Here is a 24,519-nt window from a genome sequence, read left to right on the forward strand (position 1 = left end):
CGAATGGCAATGCCTCAACCAAGGCACGCTCGAGCGATGGAAAATGGCGCGATACCTTCTCGCCCGGATCGCGGCACGCTAATGTGTCGTGCGTTTGGCGGAAGAGTGACTGCCGATCTGCGGCTGTTCACGCCAACGGCGTTTGGCCCTAGCTGATGGCCGCAACAACTCGCTCAAAGGAGCAGACCATGGCAGTGGATGTGAAATACACGACGCGTGCAACCTCGACCGGGGGTCGCGAGGGCACGGTGCGATCCGAGGACGGCCGCTTCGAAGCCGGACTGTCGATGCCCAAGGAACTCGGCGGCGCAGGTGGCGACGGAACCAATCCCGAGCAGCTTTTTGCGGCGGGCTATTCGGCCTGCTTCATCGGCGCCCTCAAGGCTGCGGGCCAGCAGCTCAAGATGAAGGTGCCCGCCGAGACGACGGTGACGGCCACGATTGGCATCGGACCGCGATCGGAAGGCGGCTTCGGTATAACGGCTTCGCTGCTCGTTGACCTTCCGGGGCTTGACCGGGCTGATGCTCAGACGCTCGTCGATGCCGCGCATCAGCTCTGCCCCTATTCGAATGCGACGCGCAACAATGTCGACGTCGGGCTCAGCCTCGCCTGAACGTACGCGGATTCCCTTGCAGCTAACCGGGCGGCCCGGCGCCGCGCGGATTTGCGCTGTCTCCCGAAAGGACCGGCCCGATGGCCAAGAAGATCAAGATCGATTTCGTGTCCGACATCGCCTGCCCCTGGTGCATCATCGGCCTCAACGGTCTCGAACAGGCGCTCGACCGCGCCAGCGATGCCGTGGATGCCGACATCACCTTCCATCCCTTCGAGCTCAATCCCCAGATGCCCGAGGGCGGGCAGAACATGATCGAGCATGTCGGGCAGAAATACGGCATCTCGGCAGACGAGGCGCGGGTCAACCGCGAGCGCATCAAGGCGCGTGCGGCCGAACTCGGCTTCATGATGAACACGTCGGACGGCAGCCGCATCTACAACACATTCGATGCCCACCGGCTGCTCGCCTGGGCCCGGGAAGAGGGCAAGCAGCACGCGCTCAAGCGGCAGCTCTTCATCGCGAACTTTACCGAGCAGAGCGACCCGGGCAATCACGACATCCTCGTCGCTGCTGCCGAAAAGGTGGGTCTCGACCGCGCGACTGCACGCGCGATTCTGCAATCGGACCGCTATGCCGAGGAGGTCCGCGCCGAAGAGGCGCTCTGGGTGAGCCGCGGCATTCAGGGCGTGCCAGCCGTCGTGATCAACGACCGTTATCTGATCTCGGGCGGCCAGCCACCCGAGGCGTTCGAGCGCGCGATCCGGGAAATCGCCGAAGACCTGTAGGGACTGGCCGAAATATTGCGCATCAGCGGCGAAACAGCCGGTCGGGCATGATGTGCTCGCGCAGAACGCCGTGTTGGGTGAGCGGGGCGGGCCATTCAAGGCCGAACATCAGCGCCTCCACGGCAAGCGCCATGGCGGGCGATGTCTGCAAGCCATAGCCGCCCTGTCCGGCGAGCCAGAAGAACCCCGGTGCGTCGGGAGCAAATCCGGCGGTCGGCACCTTGTCGGCGACGAAGCTCCTCAGCCCCGCCCAGCGCGTCGTGATCCGACGCACCTTGAGTGTCGTTGCTTCCTCGACGCGCCAGGCCGCAAGGGCTACGTCCTCCTCCTCGGGCTGCGCGTCGCACGGCAGCGAGGGCGTGACATCCATCGGCGAAACCAGGAGCTGACCCGCCTCGGGCAGCATGTAGAATCCGTCGTCGGAGGCGGTTTTCAGGAAGGGCCAGCCCGATATGTCGAGGTTGCCGGGGGGCGAAAAACCGATGATCGTCCGGCGCAGCGGCTGCAGCCCCAGCGGCTTGACCCCTGCCAGAGTCGCGATCTGATCAGCCCATGCCCCCGCTGCGTTGACGATGATCCTCGCGGCATATGCGCCGGCGGGCGTGTCGACGATCCAGCGGCCTTCAGATTGCGCGATGCCATCGACTTCGGCTCCGAGCACCAGTTCACCCCCGGCGGCGCGTAGAGCGCGCGCGTTCGCCTGCAGCAGTGCGTCGGCGTCGAGCTTGCGGCCCGCGGTATCGAGCAGACCGGCGACGACGCCGTCCTTCCCGGTTTTCAGCACGGGCACGATGTCGAGGATTTCCCCCGGCCCCACACGCTGCACGGTGTCGGTAAAGCGGTCCATTTCCGCCTGAAGCGCATCGAGCTCGGGCAGCGTCGCGGCATCCGCAATGAACAGCGCGGCCTTTTGCTGCCACAGCGGAGCGGGCCCGAATTCGGCAGGCGGCGACGCGAAGAAGTCGCTGCTGGCGGCGGTCATGCCGCGGACGACATCGTTGCCGATCCCGAAATGATAGAAGGTCGCGCTGCGCCCGGAGGAGTGATAGCCGAGCGCGGTTTCGCGCTCGAGCACGACGGTGTCGGCGTGGCGCGCGCACCGCGCGGCTGCGGACAGGCCCGCAACGCCACCGCCGATTACGAGCACGTCCGCAAGCCTTGTCATCAGCCGCCTTTCCTATCCAGATATAGGCGGGGCCTCATCGTCCATTGTCAACAACGGCGATCGTGATCGCCGACGGATGCGAGGGCGTGTGGAATACCGAATGCGTCTGCGCTTTGTAGTCGGAAGGCCTGGCCTTCAGGATATTGGGGACATAGGTCTGCGGGTTGCGATCGATCAGCGGAAACCAGCTGCTCTGCACCTGCACAGCGATGCGGTGCCCCTTCTTGAACACATGCGACGCGGAATGCAGGTCGATATTGTAGTCCAGCACCTTGCCCGGCGCGATCGGCTGGGGCTTTTCGTAGCTGGCGCGGAAGCGGCCGCGGAAGACGTCGTTCGCGATCATGCGCTGGCGCCCCTTCAGCTCGGGCGGCGTCGTGGCGTCGTCGGGATGGACGTCGATCAGCTTCACAACCCAGTCGGCATCCGAGCCCGTGGTGCTCGCGAAGAGCTGGGCGGCGACATCGCCCGCGATCGTCACGTCCTCTGCCAGCGGTTCGGTCTGCCAGAACAGGACATCCTTGCGTTTTAAAAAGGGTGCCTGATCATCGGCGAGCCATGTCGACCAGGTCGAACCCTTGCGCATGAAGGGCTTGAGCGAGGCACGATCGCGATAGGGCACGGGATTCGCCGGATCGGACCGGAAGCGGTCGGCGGCCTCTGCAGTCGAGGGCGGATCGAAGGACAGGCGTCCGCCCGCCCGCAGGTAGAGCTTGCGCGGGGTGGCCTCGGCGGCGGGCCAGCGTGACAGCCGCTGCCACACATTGCTGCCCGACTGGAACACCAGTGCCTCGGGCTGATCGAGCGTGCCGATGCCCTTCAACCAGTGGCGGAACCAGGGTAGTTCAACCTTGGTCCGGAACCATGAGCCGGTCGGCCCGCCGAGTTGATAGGGGCCGTAGGTGTTGCCATCGCGCCGCCATCCGCCATGGTTCCACGGCCCGACCACGAGATAGTTGAGGTTGCGATCGTCGCCCTTTTCCTGGTTGGCGTAGATCTGCATCGGACCGTAAAAGTCCTCCTGATCCCACCATCCGGCAACGATGAGATTGGGCGTTGCCACCCTGGCGGGCATCATGTGGGACGTGCGGCGCTCTTTCCAGAACGCGTCATAACTCGGGTGCGAGACGAAATTCTGCCAGCTCGGCATAGTACGTCCCAGCCGCTGTCGATCGAGACTGGCGAGGTCGGTCTGCTTCAGATACCAGTCATAGGCATCGTCGGTGCCGAAATCGAACGCGTTCATGGTGCGGCCGTCGGTTTCCAGCGCCGAGACCCACGACCAGGCATAGTCGAGCCGGAAGGCGCCGTTGTGCAGGAAGTCGTCGCCGATGAACATGTCCTCGGGGGATGCCTGCGAAGACACCGCCTTCAGCGCAGGATGGGGATCCTTTGTCGCGACGGCAGTTGTCCAGCCGCCATAGGACACGCCGAAAATCCCGACCTTGCCGTTGTTGGCGGTGACATTTTTGACCAGCCAGTCGATCGTGTCGTAGGTGTCGGTCGCCTCGTCGATCCCGTCCGCCGACGTCTTCGAGGGGCGCAGGTTCACGAACTCGCCCTCCGAGCCGAAGCGACCCCGAATGTCCTGAAAGACGAAGATGAACCTGTCTGCGGCGAGTTCGCCATAGCCCCCGGACTTGCCCAATCCCTGCCCGATGCGTTGGGGGGTGAAGCCATAGGGTGATCGCGTCATCAGAATGGGAAGAGGGCCGGTTGCGTCCCTGGGGCGCCAGATCTGCGCGTGCAGGCGGACGCCGTCGCGCATCGGGATCATCACCTCCTGGCTGACATAATCCGAAGCCGGAGCGAGCGGCGCCGGCGCGACGGGCGCCTGGTTCGTCGCCGCGGGCTGCGAAACCACCGCTGCGGGCAGGCTCGCTGTGACGAGAAGCGCCAAAAGCGTGGCGCTTCGTTTCATGACCGAACTGACCATACGCATGTGTCTCCCCCAAAAGATATCGTGTTCAGGCAGAGAAGGGGTGCAGGCGGCCCCTTTCCCATGACGTTCCGGGGACGCGGACTGCGCCCCCGGGCGATGACATCAGGACGTTGCTCTCAGGCGCGCGATCAGCGCGTTTCGGTGTAAATATACTCGTGCTGGCTGTCGCGGATGGTCAGCGTCCGCGCGCCGTCTTTGTTGCCGATCACTGCATCGATACCGATGTTGCCGGGACCGGCGGAAAGGAGCGAAACGGTGCCGTCGGCGTTCTTGCGCGTGGCCACCGGCCCTTCGATAAAGCCCGCCTTGACCCATTCGGTGCCGCCGCGGTCGTTGAGTGCGATAGAGCCCACATCGCTGCGATAGCTGGCCGCCAGACCCGCGAGCGCCGCGGGATCGCCCGGCACCGTCAGCCGCGCGCGCTTTGCCTTGGCCTGCGCGTTGAGGCGGGCCGCCGCGGCGGCGACATCCTGCGCGGCTTCGGGCTTGCCGTCATAGACGACCTCGAGCAGGCGGCGGAGGAAGGGCGCAAGCATCGACGCGCCCGGATCGGCGTTGGTGAGGATCACCGCGCCGATACCGGCCTCGGGCAGCACGTAGAAGCTGCTGTGATAGCCCTGCAGCGTGCCGCCATGCGTGACGACGGGTACGCCGGCGACGACGCGCTCCATCAGGCCCATGCCGTACCATGCCTTCTCCCCGACCGGCACGCCGTGCTTGCGGCGTTCGAGGATGTTGGCTTCGCTCACCACGCGCTTGCCCTCGGGCGTCACGCCCTTGCCGAGCTCGAGCTGTGCGTAGCGCGCCATGTCCGCGGCGGTGGACCAGGCGCCGCCGGCCGGCCGGTGCGGCGTGATCAGATGGTTGAAATAATTCGACATCTCGACCATCCGCCCATCGACGTCATAGCCATGCGGACGCGCCCAGTTGCCGGCCTCGGCCGTCTTGAAGTCGAAGCCGGTGTCAACCATTCCGAGCGGGCCAAAGATGCGCGTCTGCATCGCCTTGTCGAAGGCCGCGCCCAGCTCCATGTCGGGATAGGCGAGCGCACCGCCGAGATAGCCGGCGGCAGAGGCCATCAGGTTGTTATACTGGAACAGCTCGCCGAACTTGCTCGTCGGCTGGGTCTGCGCGAGCTGGACGAAGGTGTCGGAGGCGGGGGCGCCCTCATCGGCGAGGATGAAGGCGAAGTCCTTGCGCGGCAGGCCGGTGCAGGCGCAGACAAGATGGCGGACCAGAACCGACCTGGTGACCTCGTCGCTGCCCAGCCGGAACGTCGGATACAGCTTGGTCACCGGATCATCCCATTTCAGCTTGCCCTCGTCGGCGAGCGCCGAGAGCAGCAGTGTCGCCATGCCTTTGGTATTGGAGGCGACCATGAACTTGGTGTGCGCGTCGACGGGTTCGGTGCCGCCGAGTTCGCGCACGCCGACGCCGCCCTGCCAGACAACCTTGCCTTGATCGATGAGCGCGATCCCGACGCCCGGCACCCCGAGCGTGCGTGCGGATTCGGTGACGAAATCGCGAAGCGCCTGGATGCGATCGGGGGTGAGGCGGTGCGCTACCTTGCCCGCGAAGCTTTCGGGCGCATAACCCGCCGGGCGCAGGCTTTGCGCGAGCACGGAGGTAGCGGCCGAGCGCTTGTTGGCGGTCGATTCGGCGCCGTCAGTGATCACCACGGTCCAGGCGGTGCCCTGGCGCATCGCGGTCGCCGAAACCACGGCTTTCTCGCTGGGCGAGGTTTCGTAGGAAATGCCCACGCGCTCGTCCCAGCCATCGCCGCGCGTGCCGGTGGTCACCAGTCGAACCGTGCGCTTCGCATCGGGCTTGTAGAGCGACCACGCCTTCGCCGCGGCTGCCTGCGCGTCGGGCGCGCTGCCCACCTCGATGACGGCGATGTTCAGATTCGCTTCGGGCGCGGCGAAGACCGTCGCGCTTCCGCGGACGGACGCGGTCCAGTCCTTGGGCTGCGTATAGGCAATGCCCGACACGGTCTTGCCCGGCGTGTCGGAGGTAGCGGGAGCTTGAGCCGCGAGCGCGGTCGGCAGGCTCAACAGAGATAGAGCGAGCTTAAATTTCACGGCCAACCTCTCCATCGATTGTCAGTAAGTGTCGTTATCTATCGACCGCATCAAAATGAAAAAGCAGGATCATTTTCTGCCTCATGCGACCTGATTGGAAATTTGTAGTCGCAATTGGAGAACTGTCAATGCCGCTATGAGCATGGGCCGGGCGCCGCCCGATCGGGTGTGACAAAGTGTTTCTGCAATGGTGATCGCACTGGAACATCGGCGGCGCGCGCCCTAGCTCATCCGCTGGACACGCGTGCCGCCGCCCGGCATGGCTGCGCTGAACTCGATACAGATCCGGTTGATGACTGCCCTAGTAATCCTGCTCGTTGAAGACGATCCCGCGCTGCGCACGCTGACCGCACGCGCGCTGCAGCAGAATGGCTATCAGGCGCGACCCGCGGCGTCGGCGCCCGAAATGTGGGCCGCGTTCGATTCAGGGCCGATCGATCTTGTGCTGCTCGACGTCATGCTGCCCGGCACCAACGGGCTCGATCTGTGCCGCCAGCTTCGCCAGCGCAGCGACGTCCCGATCATCTTCATCAGCGCCAAGGGCAGCGAAACCGATCGCGTCGTGGGGCTCGAGCTCGGCGCGGACGACTACCTCGCCAAGCCCTTCAGCGCGCGCGAGCTGATCGCACGCGTCCGCGCGGTGCTCCGCCGCGGACAACTCGACCGCCGCCACGGCGACGGCGGGCATGGGGTCGCGCACTTCGCGGGCTGGACCGTCAACTTTCCGCGGCGCGAGCTGCATTCGCCGACGGGCGCGGTGGTTGACCTGACGGGTGCCGAGTTCGACCTGCTGTCGAGTTTTCTCGAAAATCCGCAACGCGTGATCGCGCGCGAGCGGCTGATCGAGCTGTCGCGGACGCGACTGGGCGACGCGTCGGACCGCAGCATCGACGTGCTCGTCAGCCGGCTGCGACGCAAGCTCTCGCACACCGATTCGAACGCGCCGATCCTCACGGTACGCGGCGTTGGCTACATGTTCAGCGCCGAAGTCACGCGCCAATGACCGAAAGGATGCGCCCGTCATTCGGGCTGCTCGGCCGTGTCTTCGCGATCCTGCTGCTGACGATCGCGATCGAGTTCGCGGTAAGCACCCTGCTCTATGAACGCGCGGGGCAGCTGCGCGTCCGCGAGGATGAGGCGCACCGCATGGCCGAGCAGCTCGCCATGGCCAGCCGGCTGATGAATGCGCAGCCTCGTGCGCAGCGCCCCCAGTTGGCCGGCCGCCTTTCGCGCGAGACATTCATCGTCAAATGGCACCCGACGCGGATCCTCCCCGTCCCGCTGGCGGCGGAGCTCGGCGAGATGCGCGCGCAGATCGTCAGCTGGGAGCCGTCCCTCGCGCGCAGCGACCTCCACCTGCATCTGAAATCGCCGGGCCGCAACGGCGTCGTCATGGGACAGCTCGGGCTCGACGATGGCAGCTGGCTCGAATTCAAGGCGACGCAACTCGTCAACCCTTCCAAGCTGCGCTTCAACCGCTTTCTCCTCGCGCTCATCCCCGCCGTCGCGCTGATCCTGATCGCGGGACTGCTGCTGCGCCGTGTGCTCGCGCCGATGCGGATGCTCGCGCGCGCCGCCGAGCGCATCGGCGAGGGCGGACGCGTCGTGCTCCCCGAAATCGGTGTTTCCGAGATCCGCCGCGTGGTGCGCGCCTTCAACGACATGCAGGCGCGGATCCACCAGCTCATCATCGACCGTACCGAGGCGCTGGCCTCGGTCGGGCATGATCTGCGCACCCCGCTCGCGCGGCTGCAGCTGCGCGCCGAAGGGATCGAGGACCCCGCGCTGCGCACCGCGATCGCCAAGGATGTCGACGAAATGGAAGCGATGGTCGCCTCGCTGCTCGCCTATTATGGGGGGGACAGCGATCCCGAAAAGCCCGTCCACGCCGATATCGCGGTGCTGGTGCAGACCATCGTCGACGACGCCACCGATATGGGGCACATCGCGAGCTACACGGGCCCCGATCATCTCGAGGCGATGATCCGCCCGGTCGCGCTCAAGCGCGCCTTCGGCAATCTCGTCGAGAATGCGATCAAATATGCCGATGGCGCGGAGGTCAGCCTCGAGGCGGCGGGGGACCGGATCATGCTGCGCGTCGAGGACAATGGCTGCGGTATTCCCGAGGACGAGCTGCTCCATGTGCTCCAGCCCTTTGTGCGCCTCGACCCCGCGCGCAGCCGCGACACGCACGGGCTGGGGCTGGGCATCCCGATCGCGCACCGTTTCGCGCTGCGCGAAGGCGGGGTGCTGCGGCTGATCAACCGGCCGGGCGGCGGGCTGCGCGCCGAGCTCGACATGCCGCGCAATGCGACGCGCCGCCCTTTTGCGGCGCGGTAGAAACACTTCCTTACGCGCGAAACACTTCGTCACAGGAACGCTGCAACGCAGCAAAGATCGATGACTAGCTTGATCCTGCGCCGTCCCCCTCGGCGCCAGTCAAGGAGTCATTCCCGTGAACGAGCTCATCGGTCGCGTCTTTTCATTCGAGAAGCAGGTCTTTCCCAACCAGAGCGCGCTCTACGCGCGGCTCGCGAGTGACGGGCAAAGCCCCAAGGCATTGATGATTTCCTGCGCGGATTCGCGCGTCGTGCCCGAGCACGTGATGCAGGCGCAGCCCGGCGACCTGTTCGTCTGCCGCAACGCGGGCAATATCGTGCCCCCGTTCGCCACCCAGAATGGCGGGGTTTCCTCCACCGTTGAATATGCGATCGCGGCGCTCGGCGTGCGCGACATCATCGTCTGCGGTCATTCGGACTGCGGCGCGATGAAGGCGCTGGCGATGCAACAGGATCTGAGCGGCATGCCCAATGTCGCGGCCTGGCTGCGCCACGCGCACGCCGCGCACAAGGTGGTGACCGACAGCTATCCCGAGATGGAGGATGCGCAGCGAATCCGTGCGGTCTCGCTCGAGAATGTCGTCGCCCAGCTCGCGCATCTGCGCACGCACCCATCGGTCGCCGCGGGGATCGCGCGCGGCGAAATCGCGCTCCACGGCTGGTTCGTCGATATCCATGCGGGCTGCATTCTCGCGCTCGACGGGGCGACGGGTCGCTTCGTGCCGCTGCGCGAGGGCGAGCCGCTACCCGTGGCGCTGGCCTATGCGCCGCGCCGTGCGGCCGACTTCACGGCGGAGGCGGCCGAATGAACCTCGCCAGCACCGCTCTGGGCAAGACGCTGTCGCGCGACTTCACCGCGTCGATCGTCGTGTTCCTCGTCGCGATGCCGCTCTGCATGGGCATCGCGATCGCGTCGGGTGTCCCGCCCGAAAAGGGGCTGATCACCGGCATCATCGGCGGCATCGTCGTCGGCGCGGTCGCGGGCTCGCCGCTCCAGGTCAGCGGTCCCGCCGCGGGCCTTGCCGTCATCGTCTTCGAGATCGTGCGCGACCAGGGCCTGTCGGCGCTCGGGCCGATCCTCATGCTCGCCGGCCTGATCCAGTTCGCGGCCGGCGTCTTCAGGCTCGGCGGCTGGTTCCGCGCGATCTCGCCCGCGGTCGTCCACGGCATGCTCGCGGGCATCGGCCTGCTGATCGTCGTCGGCCAGTTCCACGTAATGTTCGATGCCAAGCCGCTCCCCGGCGGCATAGACAACCTGCTAGCCATGCCCGGCCGCATCCTCGGCCTTGCCCCCGGTGGCGAAGGCGGCGCGCTTGCCGCCTTCGCCATTGGTGTGGTGACGATCGCGACGATGCTCGGCTCGGAAAAGCTGCGTCCGCAGAGTATGCGCCTCGTGCCCGCCGCGCTGGTCGGGGTCGTCACCGCGACCGCGATGGCCTATGGCTTTTCGCTCGAGGTCATCCGCGTCGACGTGCCCGAATCGATCGTCGGCGCAATCGCGCTGCCCGATGCAGGAATCCTTGCGCAGCTTGTCCAGCCCTCGGTCATCACGACCGCGATTGCGATCGCGTTCATCGCGAGCGCGGAGACACTGCTCTCGGCCGCCGCGGTCGACCGGATGCACGACGGCGCGCGGACCAACTACAACAAGGAGCTGCGCGCGCAGGGCGTCGGCAACCTGCTGTGCGGTGTTGCAGGTGCGATCCCGATGACGGGCGTGATCGTGCGCAGCTCTGCCAATGTCCAGGCAGGCGCGGTGACGCGGCTGTCGGCGGTGCTCCACGGCGTGTGGATCCTCGGCTTCGTCGCGCTGCTGCCCTGGCTGCTGCGCGAGATCCCGATGGCCGCGCTCGCCGGCGTGCTCATCGTCACGGGCGCCAAGCTGGTCAGCCTCGACCATGTCCGCCACCTGTTCCACCGCTATGGGCTCCTCCCTGCGGTCATCTGGGCGGGAACCTTCATCATGGTCGTCGCCACCGACCTGCTGACCGGCGTGCTGGTCGGCCTCGCGCTGTCGCTGATCGAGCTGCTGCCGCATGCGACCAAGCTCAGGCTCGGCGTCGACGAGCGCCGCGATGACGACATACACGAGATCGTGCTCGACGGCACCGCGACCTTCGTCGCCCTGCCCAAGCTGAGCGCGGTGCTCGATGGCGTGACAGGCCCGGGCAGTCTTCGCCTCGACGTCGAACAGCTACGGCATATCGACCATATCTGCGCGGAGATGCTCGAGGACTGGATCAAGCGCCGTCGCGAGGCGGGGCATGTCGTCGAACTCAAGGGCGCAAGCGGGCGGCTCGGCGCGCTCGCCCACGCATGAACCGCGCCGCGGGCTTCCCCATGCCGGTCGAGGCTCGCGGCCCCTCTGCGCCAATCACCGGAGAGTCGATGGCGCTCGCGAACGGGGATGACGGGTTTCTCGTCATCCCCGTTTCGGTTGGCGGGGTTGCGGCGCGCGCGATGCTCGATAGCGGCGCGACCCGCTCGATCCTCGATTCGGGCTTCGCCGCGCGTCATGGCATAATACCCGTCCGTGCGCGCCACGTTACAGGGCTCAGCGGAGACACGCTTGCAGGCCTGGCGCCGCCGCTCGACATCGCCGCCGGATCGGTGCGACTCCAGCAGATCGAACCGCTCGTCCTTGACCTCGCGGACATCGCGCGCGCCGCGGGGGCATCGTTCGAGGTCGTGCTCGGCCGCGAACTCTTCCTGCAGAGCGCGATCGCGATCGACCCCGATGCGCAGCGCCTGTCCCTCGACCCCGACCGCGCTATGCCGGGCGCGCTATTGCCGATCACCCAGACGCGCGACCGCCATTTCTGTACCGAGATCGAGCTGGTGCGCGGCCTGCCCGCCGATGCGATGATCGACCTCGGCTGCACCGCGCCGCTCTATGTCAGCCCGCGCTTCGCCGAGTCGCATCGGCTGTTCGCGGGGCTGCGCCGCGGATCGAGCGCTGCGATCGGCGTCGAGGGGATCGCGATCAGTCAGCTCGGCCGCCTGCCGCGGCTGCGGTTCGGCGATTTGACGCTGCGCGACATTCCCTTCGCGGTGCCGGCGCGGTGGAATTTCGCGGCGCCGGTAATTCTGGGGCTACCCTTGCTGATGCGCTTCCGGAGCCTGCTCGATTTCGGCCGGGGGTGCATGCGGCTCGCGCCCGCCCGCGCGCTCGAAAGGCCCTTCGCGCGCGATCGCTCGGGTCTCAGCGTGATTCCATCGGAGGGCGGGCTGCAGGTGATCCATATCGCCGATCACAGCCCTGCCGCGCAGGCGGGGCTCGTCGCGGGCGACACCATCGTCGCGATCGATGACGGCAACGGCGGAGCTCAAGCCGGCAAGGCGCATCGCGGCCTCGGCAAGCGCCCGCCGGGCACGCGCTATCTGCTTTCGGTCAAGGGCAAGGGGCGGTGCGAGCTGGTGCTGGTCGACTATTATTGAGGCCGTGCCGACGCGCCGATGGGGCCGCCCTTCGGGCGGCCTCACTGCAATTTTCGAATGCCTTGAGAAGCAATGGTGCCCAGGAGAGGACTCGAACCTCCACGCCCTTGCGAGCGCCAGCACCTGAAGCTGGTGCGTCTACCAATTCCGCCACCTGGGCACGGGGTAGGCGGCGCGGATAGACGGGGTTATCGGCGCTTGTCAACACGGGGTTTAGGGGGCAAAGCCGCGACAGCAAAATAATCCTGAGGGACGTGAGTGATGAACCGGCTGGTTGTGATGTTCGGCGGCAGCGGATTTCTGGGCCGCTATATCGCGCAGGAGCTGTTGGCGAGCGGCGCACGCGTGCGTTTTGCCGAGCGCGATCCGAAGCGCGCCTGGTTCCTGAAGCCGCTCGGCAATCTGGGACAGACCCAGTTCGTCGCCGCCGATGTCGCGCGCAAGGACAGCGTCGCGCGCGCGGTGCAGGGCGCCGATGCGGTGATCAACCTCGTCGGCATCCTCTCGGGCAAGTTCGACAAAATCCATGCCGAGGGGGCGCGCAACGTCGCCGAGGCCGCGGCGGCCGCGGGCGTCGACACGCTCGTCCATGTCTCGGCGATCGGCGCGGACCGCAACGCCGAATCGGCCTATGCGCGGACCAAGGGGCAGGGCGAGGAGGCGGTGCGCAAGGCGTTCCCCGCCGCAACGATCCTGCGCCCCTCGATCATCTTCGGACGCGAGGACAATTTCATCAACCGCTTCGCGGGCCTCATCCGCGCGCTGCCCGTGCTGCCGGTGATTCGGAGCAAGGCGAAGTTCCAGCCCGTCTATGTCGGCGATGTCGCCCAGGCCGCCACCAGAGCGCTGCTCGACCCGCGCCACTATGCGGGCAAGACCTTTGAGCTGGGCGGGCCGCAGGTGCTCAGCATGGGCGAGCTCAACGACTGGATCGCGCGCGAGATCGGGCGCCATCCGCTTGTTGCCGACGTTCCCGACGCGGCGGCCGGTGCGATAGCGCGGCTCGCCGGGTGGCTGCCGGGCGCGCCGATCACCTGGGACCAGTGGCTGATGCTGCAGAAGGACAATGTCGTCGCATCCGATGCGCAGGGACTTGCGGCGTTCGGCATCAGCGCCACGCCGCTCGCCGCGGCCGCACCCGGATGGCTGGTCCAGTATCGGCGCCACGGCCGCTTTGCCGGGGTCAAGGGCGGGGCCTGATTTCCTGATCCGTTTGTGTCGAGCGAAGTCGAGACACGTATCACAACGCTCTCGTCCCTCGACTTCGCTCGGGACGAACGGATCGGAAGATCGCGTACATGACCTCCTCCGAAGTCCTGACCTATATCCTGCTCGGCATCATCGAGGGCTTGACCGAGTTCCTCCCCGTCTCCTCGACGGGGCACCTCATCCTCGCCAGCGCGCTGCTCGGCTTCGAGGGCGAAGCCTCGATCGCGTTCAAGATCGCGATCCAGTTCGGCGCGATCCTCGCGGTGCTCGTCGCCTATTGGGGGCGCTTCTGGAATATCGGCAAGGGGCTGCTCACCTTAGACAAGGGCGCGGTCGCCTTCACGCGCAACATCCTGCTCGGCTTCCTGCCCGCGATGGTCGTGGGCGTCATCGCCTATGACGCGATCCGCGCGGCGATCCAGACGCCGATGATCGTCGCGGTGATGCTCGTGCTCGGCGGCATCGCCATCCTGGCGATCGAGCGCATGGTCAAGCATGTCCGCTTCGACAGTGTCGAAGCGATGCCGACCTGGACCGCGATCCGTATCGGCATGGTCCAGTGCCTCGCGATGGTGCCCGGCGTCAGCCGCTCGGGCGCGACGATCATGGGGTCCCTGCTGATGGGAGTCGAACGCAAGACCGCCGCCGAATTCAGCTTCTTCCTCGCGGTCCCGACGATGCTCGCCGCCACCGTCTATGCGCTGTGGAAGGATCGCGCGCTGCTCAGCACCGATGATCTCGGCGCAATCGCGATCGGCTTCAGCTGCGCCTTCCTAGTCGCGCTCGCCATCGTCAAGGCGTTCGTCGCGGTTGTCTCGCGCTACGGCTTTGCGCCCTTTGCATGGTATCGAATCGCGCTGGGAAGCATCGCTTTTGTCTGGCTGTTGATGAGATAAGTCCGAATCGGCCGTAATATTCTAACGGGCTTCCATAATTTAGCATCGTAAAGGCTTGAATCGGGCAAAACAGGGTAAGCTCTACTTACCTAAATTGACAAATCCGCGTGACTCCGCGGTTCTTTCGGTTATCGCGACCCTGCGACAACGGAGGGACCGATGGCCGAACAGGCGATGCTCAAATTCGTGGGAACGGGACAGGCCTATCCCGAAAAGCGCGCGGCGGAGTTGCGCGCCGAGGATTTCGAGGAGATCGCAAGGCGCTACGAGATCGCGAAGGCCGAGGAACAGGCCTCGCGCTGCTCGCAATGCGGCGTGCCCTATTGCTCGGTCCATTGCCCCCTGCACAACCATATTCCCGACTGGCTGCGCCTGACCGCCGAGGGGCGACTGCGCGAGGCGTTCGAGCTGTCCAATGCGACCTCGACCATGCCCGAGATCTGCGGCCGCATCTGTCCGCAGGACCGGCTGTGCGAGGGCAATTGCGTGATCGAGTTCTCGGGCCATGGCGCGGTCACGATCGGCTCGGTCGAGAAATTCATCACCGACACCGCCTGGGAAGAAGGCTGGGTCGAGCCGCTCGTTGCGGGCCGCGCGACCGGTCAGTCGGTGGGCGTGATCGGCGCCGGACCCGCGGGGCTCACCGCCGCCGAATATCTGCGCGCCGCGGGGCACGAGGTGCATGTCTATGACCGCCACGACCGGATGGGCGGGCTGCTCGTCTATGGCATTCCCGGCTTCAAGCTCGAAAAGCATGTGGTGAAACGCCGCATCGGGCGGCTCGAGGAGGGCGGGATCGTCTTTCACCGTGGTTTCGAGGTCGGTCGCGACGCGACGATCGAGCAGCTCCGTGCGAAGCACGACGCGTTGCTGATTGCGACGGGCGTCTACAAGCCGCGCGCGATCAAGGCGCCGGGCGTGGGCGCTCAGGGTGTCGTCGAATCTCTCGACTATCTGATCGCCTCCAACCGCAAGAGCTTCGGTGACGCGGTTCCCGAATTCGAAAGCGGCGCCCTGAATGCGGCGGGCAAGAATGTCGTCGTTATCGGTGGGGGCGATACCGCGATGGACTGCGTCCGAACCGCGATCCGCCAGGGCGCGAAGTCGGTGAAATGCCTCTATCGCCGCGACCGCGCCAACATGCCGGGCTCGCAGAACGAGGTGAAGAATGCCGAAGAAGAGGGCGTCGAATTCGTCTGGCTCTCCGCGCCGGAGGCGTTCGACGGCACCGAGGCCGTGGCGGGCGTGCGCGCGACGAGAATGCGTCTCGGCCAGCCCGACGCCTCGGGCCGCCGCGCGCCCGAGCCCGATCCGGGCAGCGAGTTCCGGCTCGACGCCGATCTGGTCATCAAGGCGCTCGGCTTCGATCCCGAGGATCTGCCGCGCCTGTTCGGTGCAGAGGAACTCGGCGTCACGCGCTGGGGCACGCTGCGCGTCGACCACAAGAGCATGATGTCCAACCTCGACGGCGTCTTCGCCGCCGGCGACATCGTGCGCGGCGCGAGCCTCGTCGTCTGGGCGATCCGCGACGGCCGCGATGTCGCCGATCACATGCACAGCTATTTGAAGGCCAAGGCGAAGGTCGCACCCGCCAAGGCGCTGGAGGCGGCATGATGCGGCGCGCTCTTTACTCCGCCGCGCTGCTGCTGGCTACCGCGCCGGCTATTGCACAGTCGCAGCCACCCCTCGCCGCAGAAGCGCCGCCCTCCGATCGTCTCGAGGCGGCCAAGAAGCTCATTGATGTCATGCTGCCGCCATCACAACGGCAGGTCATGATCGAGCAGATAGCGCTTGCGACGATGAAGAGCACCCTCGCGGGCGTGCGCAATTCCTCGATGCTTGAGCAAATGCTGAAAGATCCCAAGGCAAAGCCCGCCTTCGAGCGTATGTTCGAGCGCGTCCAGCAAGATTCGCTCGATCAGCTCAAAGCAAGTTTTCCGGGAATGATTGTCGCGATGGAACGCGCCTACGCCCGTCGTTTCACGATCGCGCAGATGGCAGAGATGCACGCCTTTTTCGCGACACCGACAGGTCAGCTCTATATCGCGCAGTCGGCATCAATCATGTCTGATCCCGATGTGTCGGCGTGGCAGGAAAAGTCGATCACCGACAGCATGAACAGTGTGCCCAAGCATCTGGAAGCGCTTGGCGCCGAACTCGAAGCGCTCACAAACAAGGAAAAGTCCGGTGACCAGTGAAACCGAACGCGACCGCCTCGCCCGCGAGGGCATGTACCGGCCCGAATTCGAGAGCGATGCCTGTGGTGTCGGCCTTGTCGCGGCGACCGACGGCAAGCCCTCGCGCCGCGTTGTCGCGTCTGCGATCGATGCGCTGAAGGCCGTCTGGCACCGCGGTGCGGTCGATGCCGATGGCAAGACCGGCGATGGCGCGGGACTGCACGTCGACATCCCTGCGCGCTTCTTCGACGATGCGATCGTCGACGGGGGCCACAAGCCGCTTGCCAATCGCCTCGCGGTCGGCATGATCTTCCTGCCGCGCACCGATCTTTCGGCGCAGGAGACCTGCCGCACGATCGTCGAAAGCGAGATCATCGACGCGGGCTACACCATCTATGGCTGGCGCCAGGTTCCCGTCGACGTCTCGGTGATCGGCCGCAAGGCGCAGGAAACGCGCCCCGAGATCGAGCAGATCATGATTGCGGGCCCGCTGCCCGAGGACGTCGACGCCGCCGAGTTCGAGAAGAACCTCTATCTCGTGCGCCGCCGCATCGAGAAGAAGGTGATCGAGGCGCAGATTTCGGGCTTCTACATCTGCTCGCTGTCGTGCCAGTCGATCATCTACAAAGGGCTGTTCCTCGCGGAATCGCTGTCGGTCTTCTATCCCGACCTCGTCGACGAGCGCTTCGAGAGCCGCGTCGCGATCTTCCACCAGCGTTATTCGACCAATACCTTCCCGCAATGGTGGCTGGCACAGCCCTTCCGCTGCCTTGCGCATAATGGCGAGATCAACACGATCCGCGGCAACAAGAACTGGATGAAGAGCCATGAGATCAAGATGGCCTCGATCGCGTTCGGCGAGCATTCGGAAGACATCAAGCCGGTGATCCCGGCAGGCGCGTCGGATACCGCCGCGCTCGACGCGGTGTTCGAGGCGATCTGCCGCTCGGGCCGCGATGCGCCGACCGCGAAGCTGATGCTCGTGCCCGAAGCGTGGCAGCACGACCCCGAAATGCCCGATACGCATCGTTCGATGTACCAGTATCTCGCCTCGGTGATGGAGCCGTGGGACGGCCCCGCAGCGTTGGCGATGACCGACGGCCGCTGGGTGGTCGCGGGCATGGACCGCAACGCGCTGCGCCCGCTGCGCTTCACGCGCACGATCGACAATCTACTGATCGTCGGGTCCGAAGCCGGCATGGTCGTCGTCCCCGAAAGCTCGGTCGTCCAGAAGGGGCGGCTCGGCCCGGGCCAGATGATCGCGGTCGACCTCCACCAAGGCACGCTATTCGACGATCGCGCGATCAAGGACCGGATCTCGACCGAGCTTCCCTATGCCGAGATGGCGGGCCGCTTCCTGTCGATGGACGATCTGGTCGACGCGCCCGGCGATGCGATGCCCGTGTGGGACCGCGCCGAGCTGACGCGCCGCCAGGTCGCGGCGGGCCAGACGCTCGAGGACATGGAACTGATCCTTGCGCCCATGGTCGAGGACGCCAAGGAGGCGATCGGCTCGATGGGCGACGACACGCCGCTTGCGGTCATCTCGGACAAGCCGCGGCTGATCAGCCAGTTCTTCCGCCAGAACTTCTCGCAGGTCACCAACCCGCCGATCGACAGCTTACGCGAAACGCAGGTGATGAGCCTCAAGACGCGCTTCGGCAACCTCGCCAACATCCTCGATCGTGAGGCGCAGAATGACGGCGTGCTCGTGCTCGACAGCCCCGTCCTCACCTGCGCCGAATGGCACCGGTTGAAGGCGCATTTCGGCGCGCAGGCCGCCGAGATCGACTGCACCTTCGAGACGGGGGGCGGGCAGGAAAGCCTGCGCGCCGCGATCACGCGCATTCGCGCCGAGGCCGAGCAGGCGGTGCGGGAGGGACGTTCCGAACTGTTCCTGACCGACGAGAATGTCGGGCCCGATCGCGTCGCGATCGCGGGCGTGCTCGCCGTCGCGGCGGTCCACACGCATCTCGTTCGCAAGGGGCTGCGCTCCTATGCCTCGGTCAACATCCGCACCGCCGAATGCCTCGACACGCATTATTACGCGGTGCTGATCGGGGTCGGCGCGACCACGGTGAACGCCTATCTTGCCGAGGCCGCGATTGTCGATCGCCAGGCGCGTGGCCTGTTCGGCGCGTACAGCCTCGACGAATGCCTCAAGCGTCACCGCAAGGCCGTCAATGACGGGCTTTTGAAGATCATGTCCAAGATGGGGATCGCGGTGATTTCCAGCTATCGCGGTGGCTATAATTTCGAGGCGGTCGGCCTGTCGCGCGCGCTGGTCAACGACTTCTTCCCCGGCATGCCCGCCAAGATCTCGGGCGAGGGCTATTCGTCGCTCCACTTGAACGCGATGATGCGGCACGGGGCGGCGTACGACAAGGCGGTGGTCACGCTGCCTATCGGCGGCTTCTACCGCCAGCGCCATGGCGGCGAGACGCACGCCTTTTCGGCGCAGCTGATGCACCTGCTCCAGACCTCGGTCGCGACCGACAGCTATTCGACCTATCTGCAGTTCGCCCGCGGCGTGCGCGACCTGCCGCCGGTCTATCTGCGCGACCTGCTCGAGTTCAACTTCACCAACGAGCCCGTGGCGATCGACAGCGTCGAGGCGATCACCGAGATCCGCAAGCGCTTCGTCACGCCTGGCATGTCGCTAGGCGCGCTTTCGCCAGAAGCGCACGAAACGCTCGCCATCGCAATGAACCGCATCGGCGCCAAGGCGGTATCGGGCGAGGGCGGCGAGGATTCGGCGCGCTACAGGCCCTATGAGAATGGCGACAACGCCAATTCGGTGATCAAGCAGATCGCCTCGGGCCGTTTCGGCGTCACCGCCGAATATCTCGGCGCGTGCGAGGAGATCGAGATCAAGGTCGCCCAAGGCGCCAAGCCCGGCGAGGGCGGCCAGCTTCCCGGCTTCAAGGTCACCGAGTTCATCGCCAAGCTCCGCCATGCGACCCCGGGGGTCTCGCTGATCTCGCCCCCGCCGCATCACGACATCTATTCGATCGAGGATCTGGCACAGCTGATCTACGACCTGAAGATGATCAACCCGCGCGCGCGCGTCTGCGTCAAGCTCGTCTCCTCGGCGGGGATCGGCACCGTGGCGGCGGGCGTCGCCAAGGCGCACGCTGACGTCATCCTCGTCGCGGGCCATGTCGGCGGCACCGGCGCTTCGCCCCAGACTTCGGTCAAGTATGCGGGCACGCCGTGGGAAATGGGCCTCAGCGAAGTCAATCAGGTGCTGACGCTCAACGGCCTGCGCCACCGGGTCAAGCTGCGCACCGATGGCGGGCTCAAAACCGGGCGCGACATCGTCATCGCCGCGATCCTCGGCGCCGAGGAATTCGGTATCGGCACGCTGTCGCTGGTGGCGATGGGCTGCATCATGGTGCGCCAGTGCCATTCGAACACCTGCCCCGTCGGCGTCTGCACCCAGGATGAGAAGCTCAGGCAGAAGTTCGTCGGCACCCCCGAAAAGGTCATCAACCTGATGACCTTCATCGCGGAAGAAGTACGTGAGATTCTTGCGCGACTGGGTTTCCGATCGCTGGACGAAATCATCGGCCGTACCGAGCTGCTGCGCCAAGTCAGCCGTGGCGCCGAACATCTCGACGATCTCGATCTCAATCCCGTCCTCGCCAAGGTCGATGCCGACGACGACAAGCGCCGCTTCAATATCGGCGGCTTCCGCAACGAGGTACCCGACAGCCTCGACGCGCAGATGATCGCAGATGCCAAGGCGGTGTTCGAGCGACGCGAGAAGATGCAGCTCACCTATAATGTTCGCAACACGCACCGCGCGGTTGGCACGCGCTTCTCGTCCGAGATTACGCGCCTCTACGGCATGTCCGCGCTTAATGACGGGCATGTCCATGTCCGGCTGCGCGGTTCGGCGGGCCAATCCTTGGGCGCGTTCCTCTGCAAGGGCATCACGCTCGAGGTGTTCGGCGACGCCAATGATTATGTCGGCAAGGGGCTTTCGGGCGGGATCATCACGGTGCGCCCGACGGTCAGCTCACCACTCGACAGCCATGCCAACACGATCATCGGCAACACCGTCCTCTACGGCGCGACCTCGGGCAAGCTGTTCGCGGCGGGTCAGGCGGGCGAGCGCTTCGCGGTCCGCAATTCGGGCGCCGAAGTCGTCGTCGAAGGCTGCGGCGCCAATGGCTGCGAGTACATGACCGGCGGCACCGCGGTGATTCTCGGCAAGGTCGGCACCAATTTCGGTGCGGGCATGACGGGCGGTATGGCCTTCATCCTCGACGAGGACGGCTATTTCGAGCGCCGGGCCAATCCCGACAGCATCGTCTGGCAGCGGCTCGATTCGGCCTATTGGGAAGCCAAGCTCAAGTCGCTCATCGCCGAGCATGCGGTCGCGACCGACAGCAAATGGTCCAACGCGATCCTCGACGACTGGGATCGCCGGCGGCACCAGTTCTGGCAGGTCTGCCCGAGGGAAATGCTGTCGCGGCTCGACTATCCGCTCAGCGATGCGCCCGCGGAGCTTGCGGCGGAATAGCGCATGGAACCCGTTCAGCCTGGACTCATTTAATACTGACTATGTGTCCAGGCTGTTCCCGCGCGTCTTCGCGCGTCTGGAGGATTGCGATGCGTTATTTCGTGCTCGGCCTTGTTGCGCTGGCCTTCACCGCGCCTGTCCATGCTCAGGATCATGAGCGTGCGCCCGAAGCGGAGATTGCGCGCAAGATGAACGATCCCGCGATGCAGGACCGTGTCAACGGCGCGATGTCGGGGGTGATGGGCGCGGTGCTTGACATGCGTGTCGGCGAGATAGAGCGCGCGATCGATCCCAACTCGCGTACCCCGCGCGACGAGACGCTGCGCGATCGCGCCGAACGCGACGATCCTTATTTCGAGGAGCGGATGGCGCACCGGACGCGCGCGATGACGGGCGCTGTGGGCAGTATGGCGACGCAGATGGCGGTGATGATGCCCGAGCTCCGCCGCGTGCTGGCCGACATGGCGGTCCGCATGACCGATATCGGGGGCCGCGTCTCGTTGCCTGATTACGAAGATGATTGGGACGACTGAGAAAAAGCCGCCACCCGTGGCTCACGCCGCATCAAAGGCTGGACGGACTCGCCGCGTGCGCTAAAGCTGCGGGCCCATGTGGCATCTCTTCCAGTTTCCGCTCTGCCCCTTTTCGCGCAAGGTCCGTCTTCTTCTCGGTGAGAAGGGCGTCGGCTATGAGCTCGTGCGCGAATCCCCGTGGGAGCGCCGCGACGAGTTCATCGACATGAACCCCGCGGGGCAGACCCCGGTGATGACCGAGGCCGACCGCAGCCTGATCCTCATCGATTCCTCCGCGATCTGCGAATATTTCGAGGAGACCACCGACAAGGCGCAGCTCATCGGCGGCACCGCCGCGCACCGCGCCGAGGTGCGCCGGCTCGTCTCGTGGTTCGATCATCAATTCTATGGCGATGTCGTCGCCCCGCTCATGCACGAACGGATGAAGAAGCGGCTGGTCGACCGCGCGGCGCCCGATGCGCGCATCCTGCGCGAGGCGATGAAGAATGCGCACAGCCATTTCGACTATATCGACTATCTCCTCGATCACCGCACCTGGCTCGCCGGCGCGACGCTCAGCCTCGCCGACCTTGCCGCCGCCGCGCATATCTCGGTTGCGGACTATCTGGGCGGGATCGACTTCAGGGGGCATGAGCTCGTCAAGCGCTGGTATGCAGGGCTCAAGTCGCGCCCAAGCTTCCGCCCGCTGCTTTCGGAGCGGATGGAGGTGATCAAGCCCCCCGAGCATTACGACAAGGTGGATTTCTGACGCCGCACGGCTAGTCTGCCTGCGGACAGCGGAGGGCAGACGACGATGCGAAGTGCAGCAAGCCGATCGGTCGCGATCCTGGCAGCCACCTTGGCGCTTGGCGCCGGCGCGCACGCCCAGCCAGTCGAATATTATCCCGTCGAAGGTCCGCAGGCGCGCCCCTTCTCCGAGGCGGTGCGCGTCGGCGACATCCTCTACCTCTCGGGCGAGATCGGGACGACCGAAAGTGGTGCGCTCGCGGCGGGCGGGCTTGCCGCCGAGACGAAGCAGATGATGGAAAATATCGGCGCCAAGTTGCGCAAGCACGAGCTGGGCTTCGACGCGGTTTTCAAATGCACCGTGATGCTCGCCGACATGCGCCGCTGGGGCGATTTCAACGCGATCTATATCACCTATTTCAAGCCCGATCGCCTGCCCGCGCGCAGCGCCTTCGGCGCCAATGGCCTGGCGCTCGGTGCGCAGGTCGAGCTCGAATGCTGGGCCAGATTGCCCGACCGGAATTAGTCGCGGCAAGATCGGCACAGTGACGCTTGCACCATTGTATACCATGTTATATACATAGATATGCAAGGTGCGGCTGGAGACAAAAATGCCTGAGGATATCGTGCGCCAGCTTGGCTTTCTCATGCTGGGAAGCAGGCTCAAGCGGATCGGCGATCGGATGCAGGCCGATGTCGGACGCTTTGTCGAAAGGGCGGGCCTGCCGGTCCAGCCCGCGCAATATCCGTTGCTCGCCGCGATCGACCGCCACGGCCCGCTGACCGTGAACGAACTGGTCGAGGCTGTGGGCGTCAGCCAGCCCGGCGTCACCCGCAGCATCGCGCGGCTGATCGAAATGGGGCTGCTGGAAACCCGCGTCACGCACCGCGACCTGCGCCACAAGACGGTCGGGCTCACCGCGGCTGGCGAGGAGGCGATGGCCCGCTCGAAGCGCGATATCTGGCCGCGCATCGATGCTGCCGTCGCACAGCTCTGCGCCGGCCTGTCAGGCCCGCTGCTCGATCAGCTCGCCGCGATAGAGGCGGGGCTCGCGCATACACCGCTCGACCGGCGCGCCGCCGACGCTGCGAACCGGAGGCTCATCCTCCGCAGCTATTCGGACTCGCTTGCGCAAGCGTTCCACGACATCAACGCCGAGTGGATCGAGACGATGTTTGCCATGGAAGATGCGGATCGCGAGGTGCTCGAACAGCCGCGCGAACGCATCATCGGTCCGGGCGGCGACATTCTTTTCGTCGAGGCCGAGGGGCTCGGCATCATCGGCACCTGCGCACTTCGCAAGACCGGAGACGGACAATTCGAGCTGACCAAGATGGGGGTCCGCGAGACTGCGCGTGGGCTCAAGGCAGGCGAATTTTTGCTTGAGGCCGTCATAGAGCGCGCCCGCGAGCTGGGCGCGGACAATCTCTACTTGCTTACCAACGCCAAATGCGCGGCCGCGATCCATCTCTACGAAAAACTCGGCTTTGTTCACGACGCGGAGATTATGCGCGACTTCGGCGCGCGCTACGTACGCTGCGACGTGGCGATGCGCTACCGCCCCGACCAGACGAGGGTTTTGGCACGGCACTGAGCCCCGGCCAACGCTTGAGAAATCGCAAGGCGGGCGATCGCGCTGCCCCTACAGTTCGCTTCGTTGCTGAACAGGATGATGTTGTTGCGCGCGCGTGGCATTCCAACAGGAGAAAACTGTCATGCGAGGATTGATTGTGCCGCTTGCCGCGGCATGCGTGATGCTGGCCTCACCGGCCCCCGCGCAACAGGCGCAGCGCGAGAGCATCGTCTCGATCTACCGCGCCGCGCCCGGTCAGCAGCGCGCGCTGCTCCAATGGTTTGCGCAGCAGGACGGCTATGCCAAGGCCGCGGGCGTCGCCGCCTCGCAGCTCTATGTCCATCAGAACGGCGCGAGCTGGGATTTCGTCTGGATCCAGCCCAAGACGACCGAGGCGCAGGACAAGGCGATCGACGAGGCAGCCAAGCGCGCCGGCCAGCCCGCGGGCCCGGCAATGGGCCTCAAGCTGCGCGAATATATCGCCGAGCACAGCGATACGCTCGCAGTCGGCCCCGTCACCGCGGACGAATGGCTCAAGGTCGTCGGCCAGTAGCGACTGGCCGTTCGGG

General features: G+C 65.7%; 20 protein-coding genes and 1 tRNA gene. 17 read left to right on the plus strand and 4 right to left on the minus strand.

Annotated features, from left to right (window positions below; all coding sequences use genetic code 11):
* The first annotated feature begins 188 nt into the window (after nucleotides 1–188).
* Nucleotides 189–614, plus strand: a complete 426-nt coding sequence (locus tag AC3WJD_RS08525) for an organic hydroperoxide resistance protein (RefSeq protein ID WP_492746176.1) — start codon at nucleotides 189–191, stop codon at nucleotides 612–614.
* 80 nt (nucleotides 615–694) lie between these two features.
* The gene (locus tag AC3WJD_RS08530; protein WP_492746177.1) at nucleotides 695–1,342 is read left to right on the plus strand and encodes a DsbA family oxidoreductase; all 648 of its coding nucleotides are present in this window, start codon (nucleotides 695–697) and stop codon (nucleotides 1,340–1,342) included.
* Between the two features lie 22 nt (nucleotides 1,343–1,364).
* On the opposite strand, the gene AC3WJD_RS08535 is transcribed toward AC3WJD_RS08530, so the two are convergent.
* From AC3WJD_RS08535 to AC3WJD_RS08545, 3 genes are all read right to left on the minus strand, one after another.
* Nucleotides 1,365–2,507 carry an NAD(P)/FAD-dependent oxidoreductase gene (locus AC3WJD_RS08535; protein WP_492746178.1) on the minus strand — a complete coding sequence of 381 codons (1,143 nt, stop codon included), beginning with the start codon at nucleotides 2,505–2,507 and terminating at the stop codon, nucleotides 1,365–1,367.
* A gap of 34 nt (nucleotides 2,508–2,541) precedes the next feature.
* On the minus strand, nucleotides 2,542–4,428 hold the full coding sequence (locus AC3WJD_RS08540; RefSeq protein WP_492746179.1) for a CocE/NonD family hydrolase: 1,887 nt from the start codon (nucleotides 4,426–4,428) through the stop codon (nucleotides 2,542–2,544).
* Nucleotides 4,429–4,577: 149 nt separating this feature from the next.
* On the minus strand, nucleotides 4,578–6,530 hold the full coding sequence (locus AC3WJD_RS08545) for a serine hydrolase domain-containing protein (protein WP_492746180.1): 1,953 nt from the start codon (nucleotides 6,528–6,530) through the stop codon (nucleotides 4,578–4,580).
* A gap of 292 nt (nucleotides 6,531–6,822) precedes the next feature.
* Here AC3WJD_RS08545 and AC3WJD_RS08550 point away from each other — a divergent pair, with 292 nt between their 5' ends.
* The 5 genes from AC3WJD_RS08550 (at nucleotide 6,823) to AC3WJD_RS08570 (ending at nucleotide 12,307) form a co-directional block, all read left to right on the plus strand.
* Nucleotides 6,823–7,533, plus strand: a complete 711-nt coding sequence (locus tag AC3WJD_RS08550) for a response regulator transcription factor (protein ID WP_492746181.1) — start codon at nucleotides 6,823–6,825, stop codon at nucleotides 7,531–7,533.
* Nucleotides 7,530–8,870, plus strand: coding sequence for an ATP-binding protein (locus AC3WJD_RS08555; protein WP_492746182.1), 1,341 nt, complete (start codon nucleotides 7,530–7,532; stop codon nucleotides 8,868–8,870). The genes AC3WJD_RS08550 and AC3WJD_RS08555 overlap by 4 nt, the downstream gene beginning before the upstream one ends.
* A 115-nt stretch (nucleotides 8,871–8,985) precedes the next feature.
* Nucleotides 8,986–9,678: a carbonic anhydrase gene (locus AC3WJD_RS08560; protein WP_492746183.1), complete on the plus strand. Its 693-nt coding sequence runs from the start codon at nucleotides 8,986–8,988 to the stop codon at nucleotides 9,676–9,678.
* Nucleotides 9,675–11,189: a SulP family inorganic anion transporter gene (locus AC3WJD_RS08565; protein WP_492746184.1), complete on the plus strand. Its 1,515-nt coding sequence runs from the start codon at nucleotides 9,675–9,677 to the stop codon at nucleotides 11,187–11,189. The genes AC3WJD_RS08560 and AC3WJD_RS08565 overlap by 4 nt, the downstream gene beginning before the upstream one ends.
* Before the next feature lie 68 nt (nucleotides 11,190–11,257).
* Nucleotides 11,258–12,307 carry an aspartyl protease family protein gene (locus AC3WJD_RS08570; RefSeq protein ID WP_492746185.1) on the plus strand — a complete coding sequence of 350 codons (1,050 nt, stop codon included), beginning with the start codon at nucleotides 11,258–11,260 and terminating at the stop codon, nucleotides 12,305–12,307.
* Between the two features lie 73 nt (nucleotides 12,308–12,380).
* On the opposite strand, the gene AC3WJD_RS08575 is transcribed toward AC3WJD_RS08570, so the two are convergent.
* Nucleotides 12,381–12,467: transfer RNA gene (locus AC3WJD_RS08575), tRNA-Leu, on the minus strand.
* Nucleotides 12,468–12,568: 101 nt separating this feature from the next.
* Between AC3WJD_RS08575 and AC3WJD_RS08580 the strand changes: the two genes are divergently transcribed.
* The 10 genes from AC3WJD_RS08580 to AC3WJD_RS08625 all read left to right on the plus strand — a co-directional run bounded on the left by AC3WJD_RS08580 (nucleotide 12,569) and on the right by AC3WJD_RS08625 (nucleotide 24,503).
* Complete coding sequence (locus tag AC3WJD_RS08580) at nucleotides 12,569–13,507, plus strand: complex I NDUFA9 subunit family protein (RefSeq protein ID WP_492746186.1); 939 nt, start codon at nucleotides 12,569–12,571, stop codon at nucleotides 13,505–13,507.
* A 98-nt stretch (nucleotides 13,508–13,605) separates the two neighbouring features.
* Nucleotides 13,606–14,412, plus strand: coding sequence for an undecaprenyl-diphosphate phosphatase (locus AC3WJD_RS08585; protein ID WP_492746187.1), 807 nt, complete (start codon nucleotides 13,606–13,608; stop codon nucleotides 14,410–14,412).
* Between the two features lie 159 nt (nucleotides 14,413–14,571).
* On the plus strand, nucleotides 14,572–16,026 hold the full coding sequence (locus AC3WJD_RS08590) for an NAD(P)-dependent oxidoreductase (protein WP_492746188.1): 1,455 nt from the start codon (nucleotides 14,572–14,574) through the stop codon (nucleotides 16,024–16,026).
* Complete coding sequence (locus AC3WJD_RS08595; RefSeq protein WP_492746189.1) at nucleotides 16,023–16,610, plus strand: DUF2059 domain-containing protein; 588 nt, start codon at nucleotides 16,023–16,025, stop codon at nucleotides 16,608–16,610. Before AC3WJD_RS08590 ends, AC3WJD_RS08595 begins: the two co-directional genes overlap by 4 nt.
* Nucleotides 16,611–16,641: 31 nt before the next feature.
* On the plus strand, nucleotides 16,642–21,117 hold the full coding sequence (gltB, locus tag AC3WJD_RS08600; RefSeq protein WP_492746231.1) for a glutamate synthase large subunit: 4,476 nt from the start codon (nucleotides 16,642–16,644) through the stop codon (nucleotides 21,115–21,117).
* Between the two features lie 89 nt (nucleotides 21,118–21,206).
* On the plus strand, nucleotides 21,207–21,650 hold the full coding sequence (locus AC3WJD_RS08605; RefSeq protein WP_492746190.1) for a hypothetical protein: 444 nt from the start codon (nucleotides 21,207–21,209) through the stop codon (nucleotides 21,648–21,650).
* Between the two features lie 76 nt (nucleotides 21,651–21,726).
* A complete protein-coding gene (locus tag AC3WJD_RS08610; protein ID WP_492746191.1) occupies nucleotides 21,727–22,398 on the plus strand; it encodes a glutathione S-transferase family protein in 672 nt (223 codons plus the stop codon).
* Nucleotides 22,399–22,443: 45 nt separating this feature from the next.
* On the plus strand, nucleotides 22,444–22,902 hold the full coding sequence (locus AC3WJD_RS08615; RefSeq protein WP_492746192.1) for a RidA family protein: 459 nt from the start codon (nucleotides 22,444–22,446) through the stop codon (nucleotides 22,900–22,902).
* An 85-nt stretch (nucleotides 22,903–22,987) separates the two neighbouring features.
* On the plus strand, nucleotides 22,988–23,971 hold the full coding sequence (locus AC3WJD_RS08620; protein WP_492746193.1) for a bifunctional helix-turn-helix transcriptional regulator/GNAT family N-acetyltransferase: 984 nt from the start codon (nucleotides 22,988–22,990) through the stop codon (nucleotides 23,969–23,971).
* 121 nt (nucleotides 23,972–24,092) lie between these two features.
* Nucleotides 24,093–24,503 carry a hypothetical protein gene (locus AC3WJD_RS08625; RefSeq protein WP_492746194.1) on the plus strand — a complete coding sequence of 137 codons (411 nt, stop codon included), beginning with the start codon at nucleotides 24,093–24,095 and terminating at the stop codon, nucleotides 24,501–24,503.
* Nucleotides 24,504–24,519 lie beyond the last annotated feature (16 nt).

The organism is Sphingobium sp. FW306-1B-F04DB, from assembly GCF_058781925.1.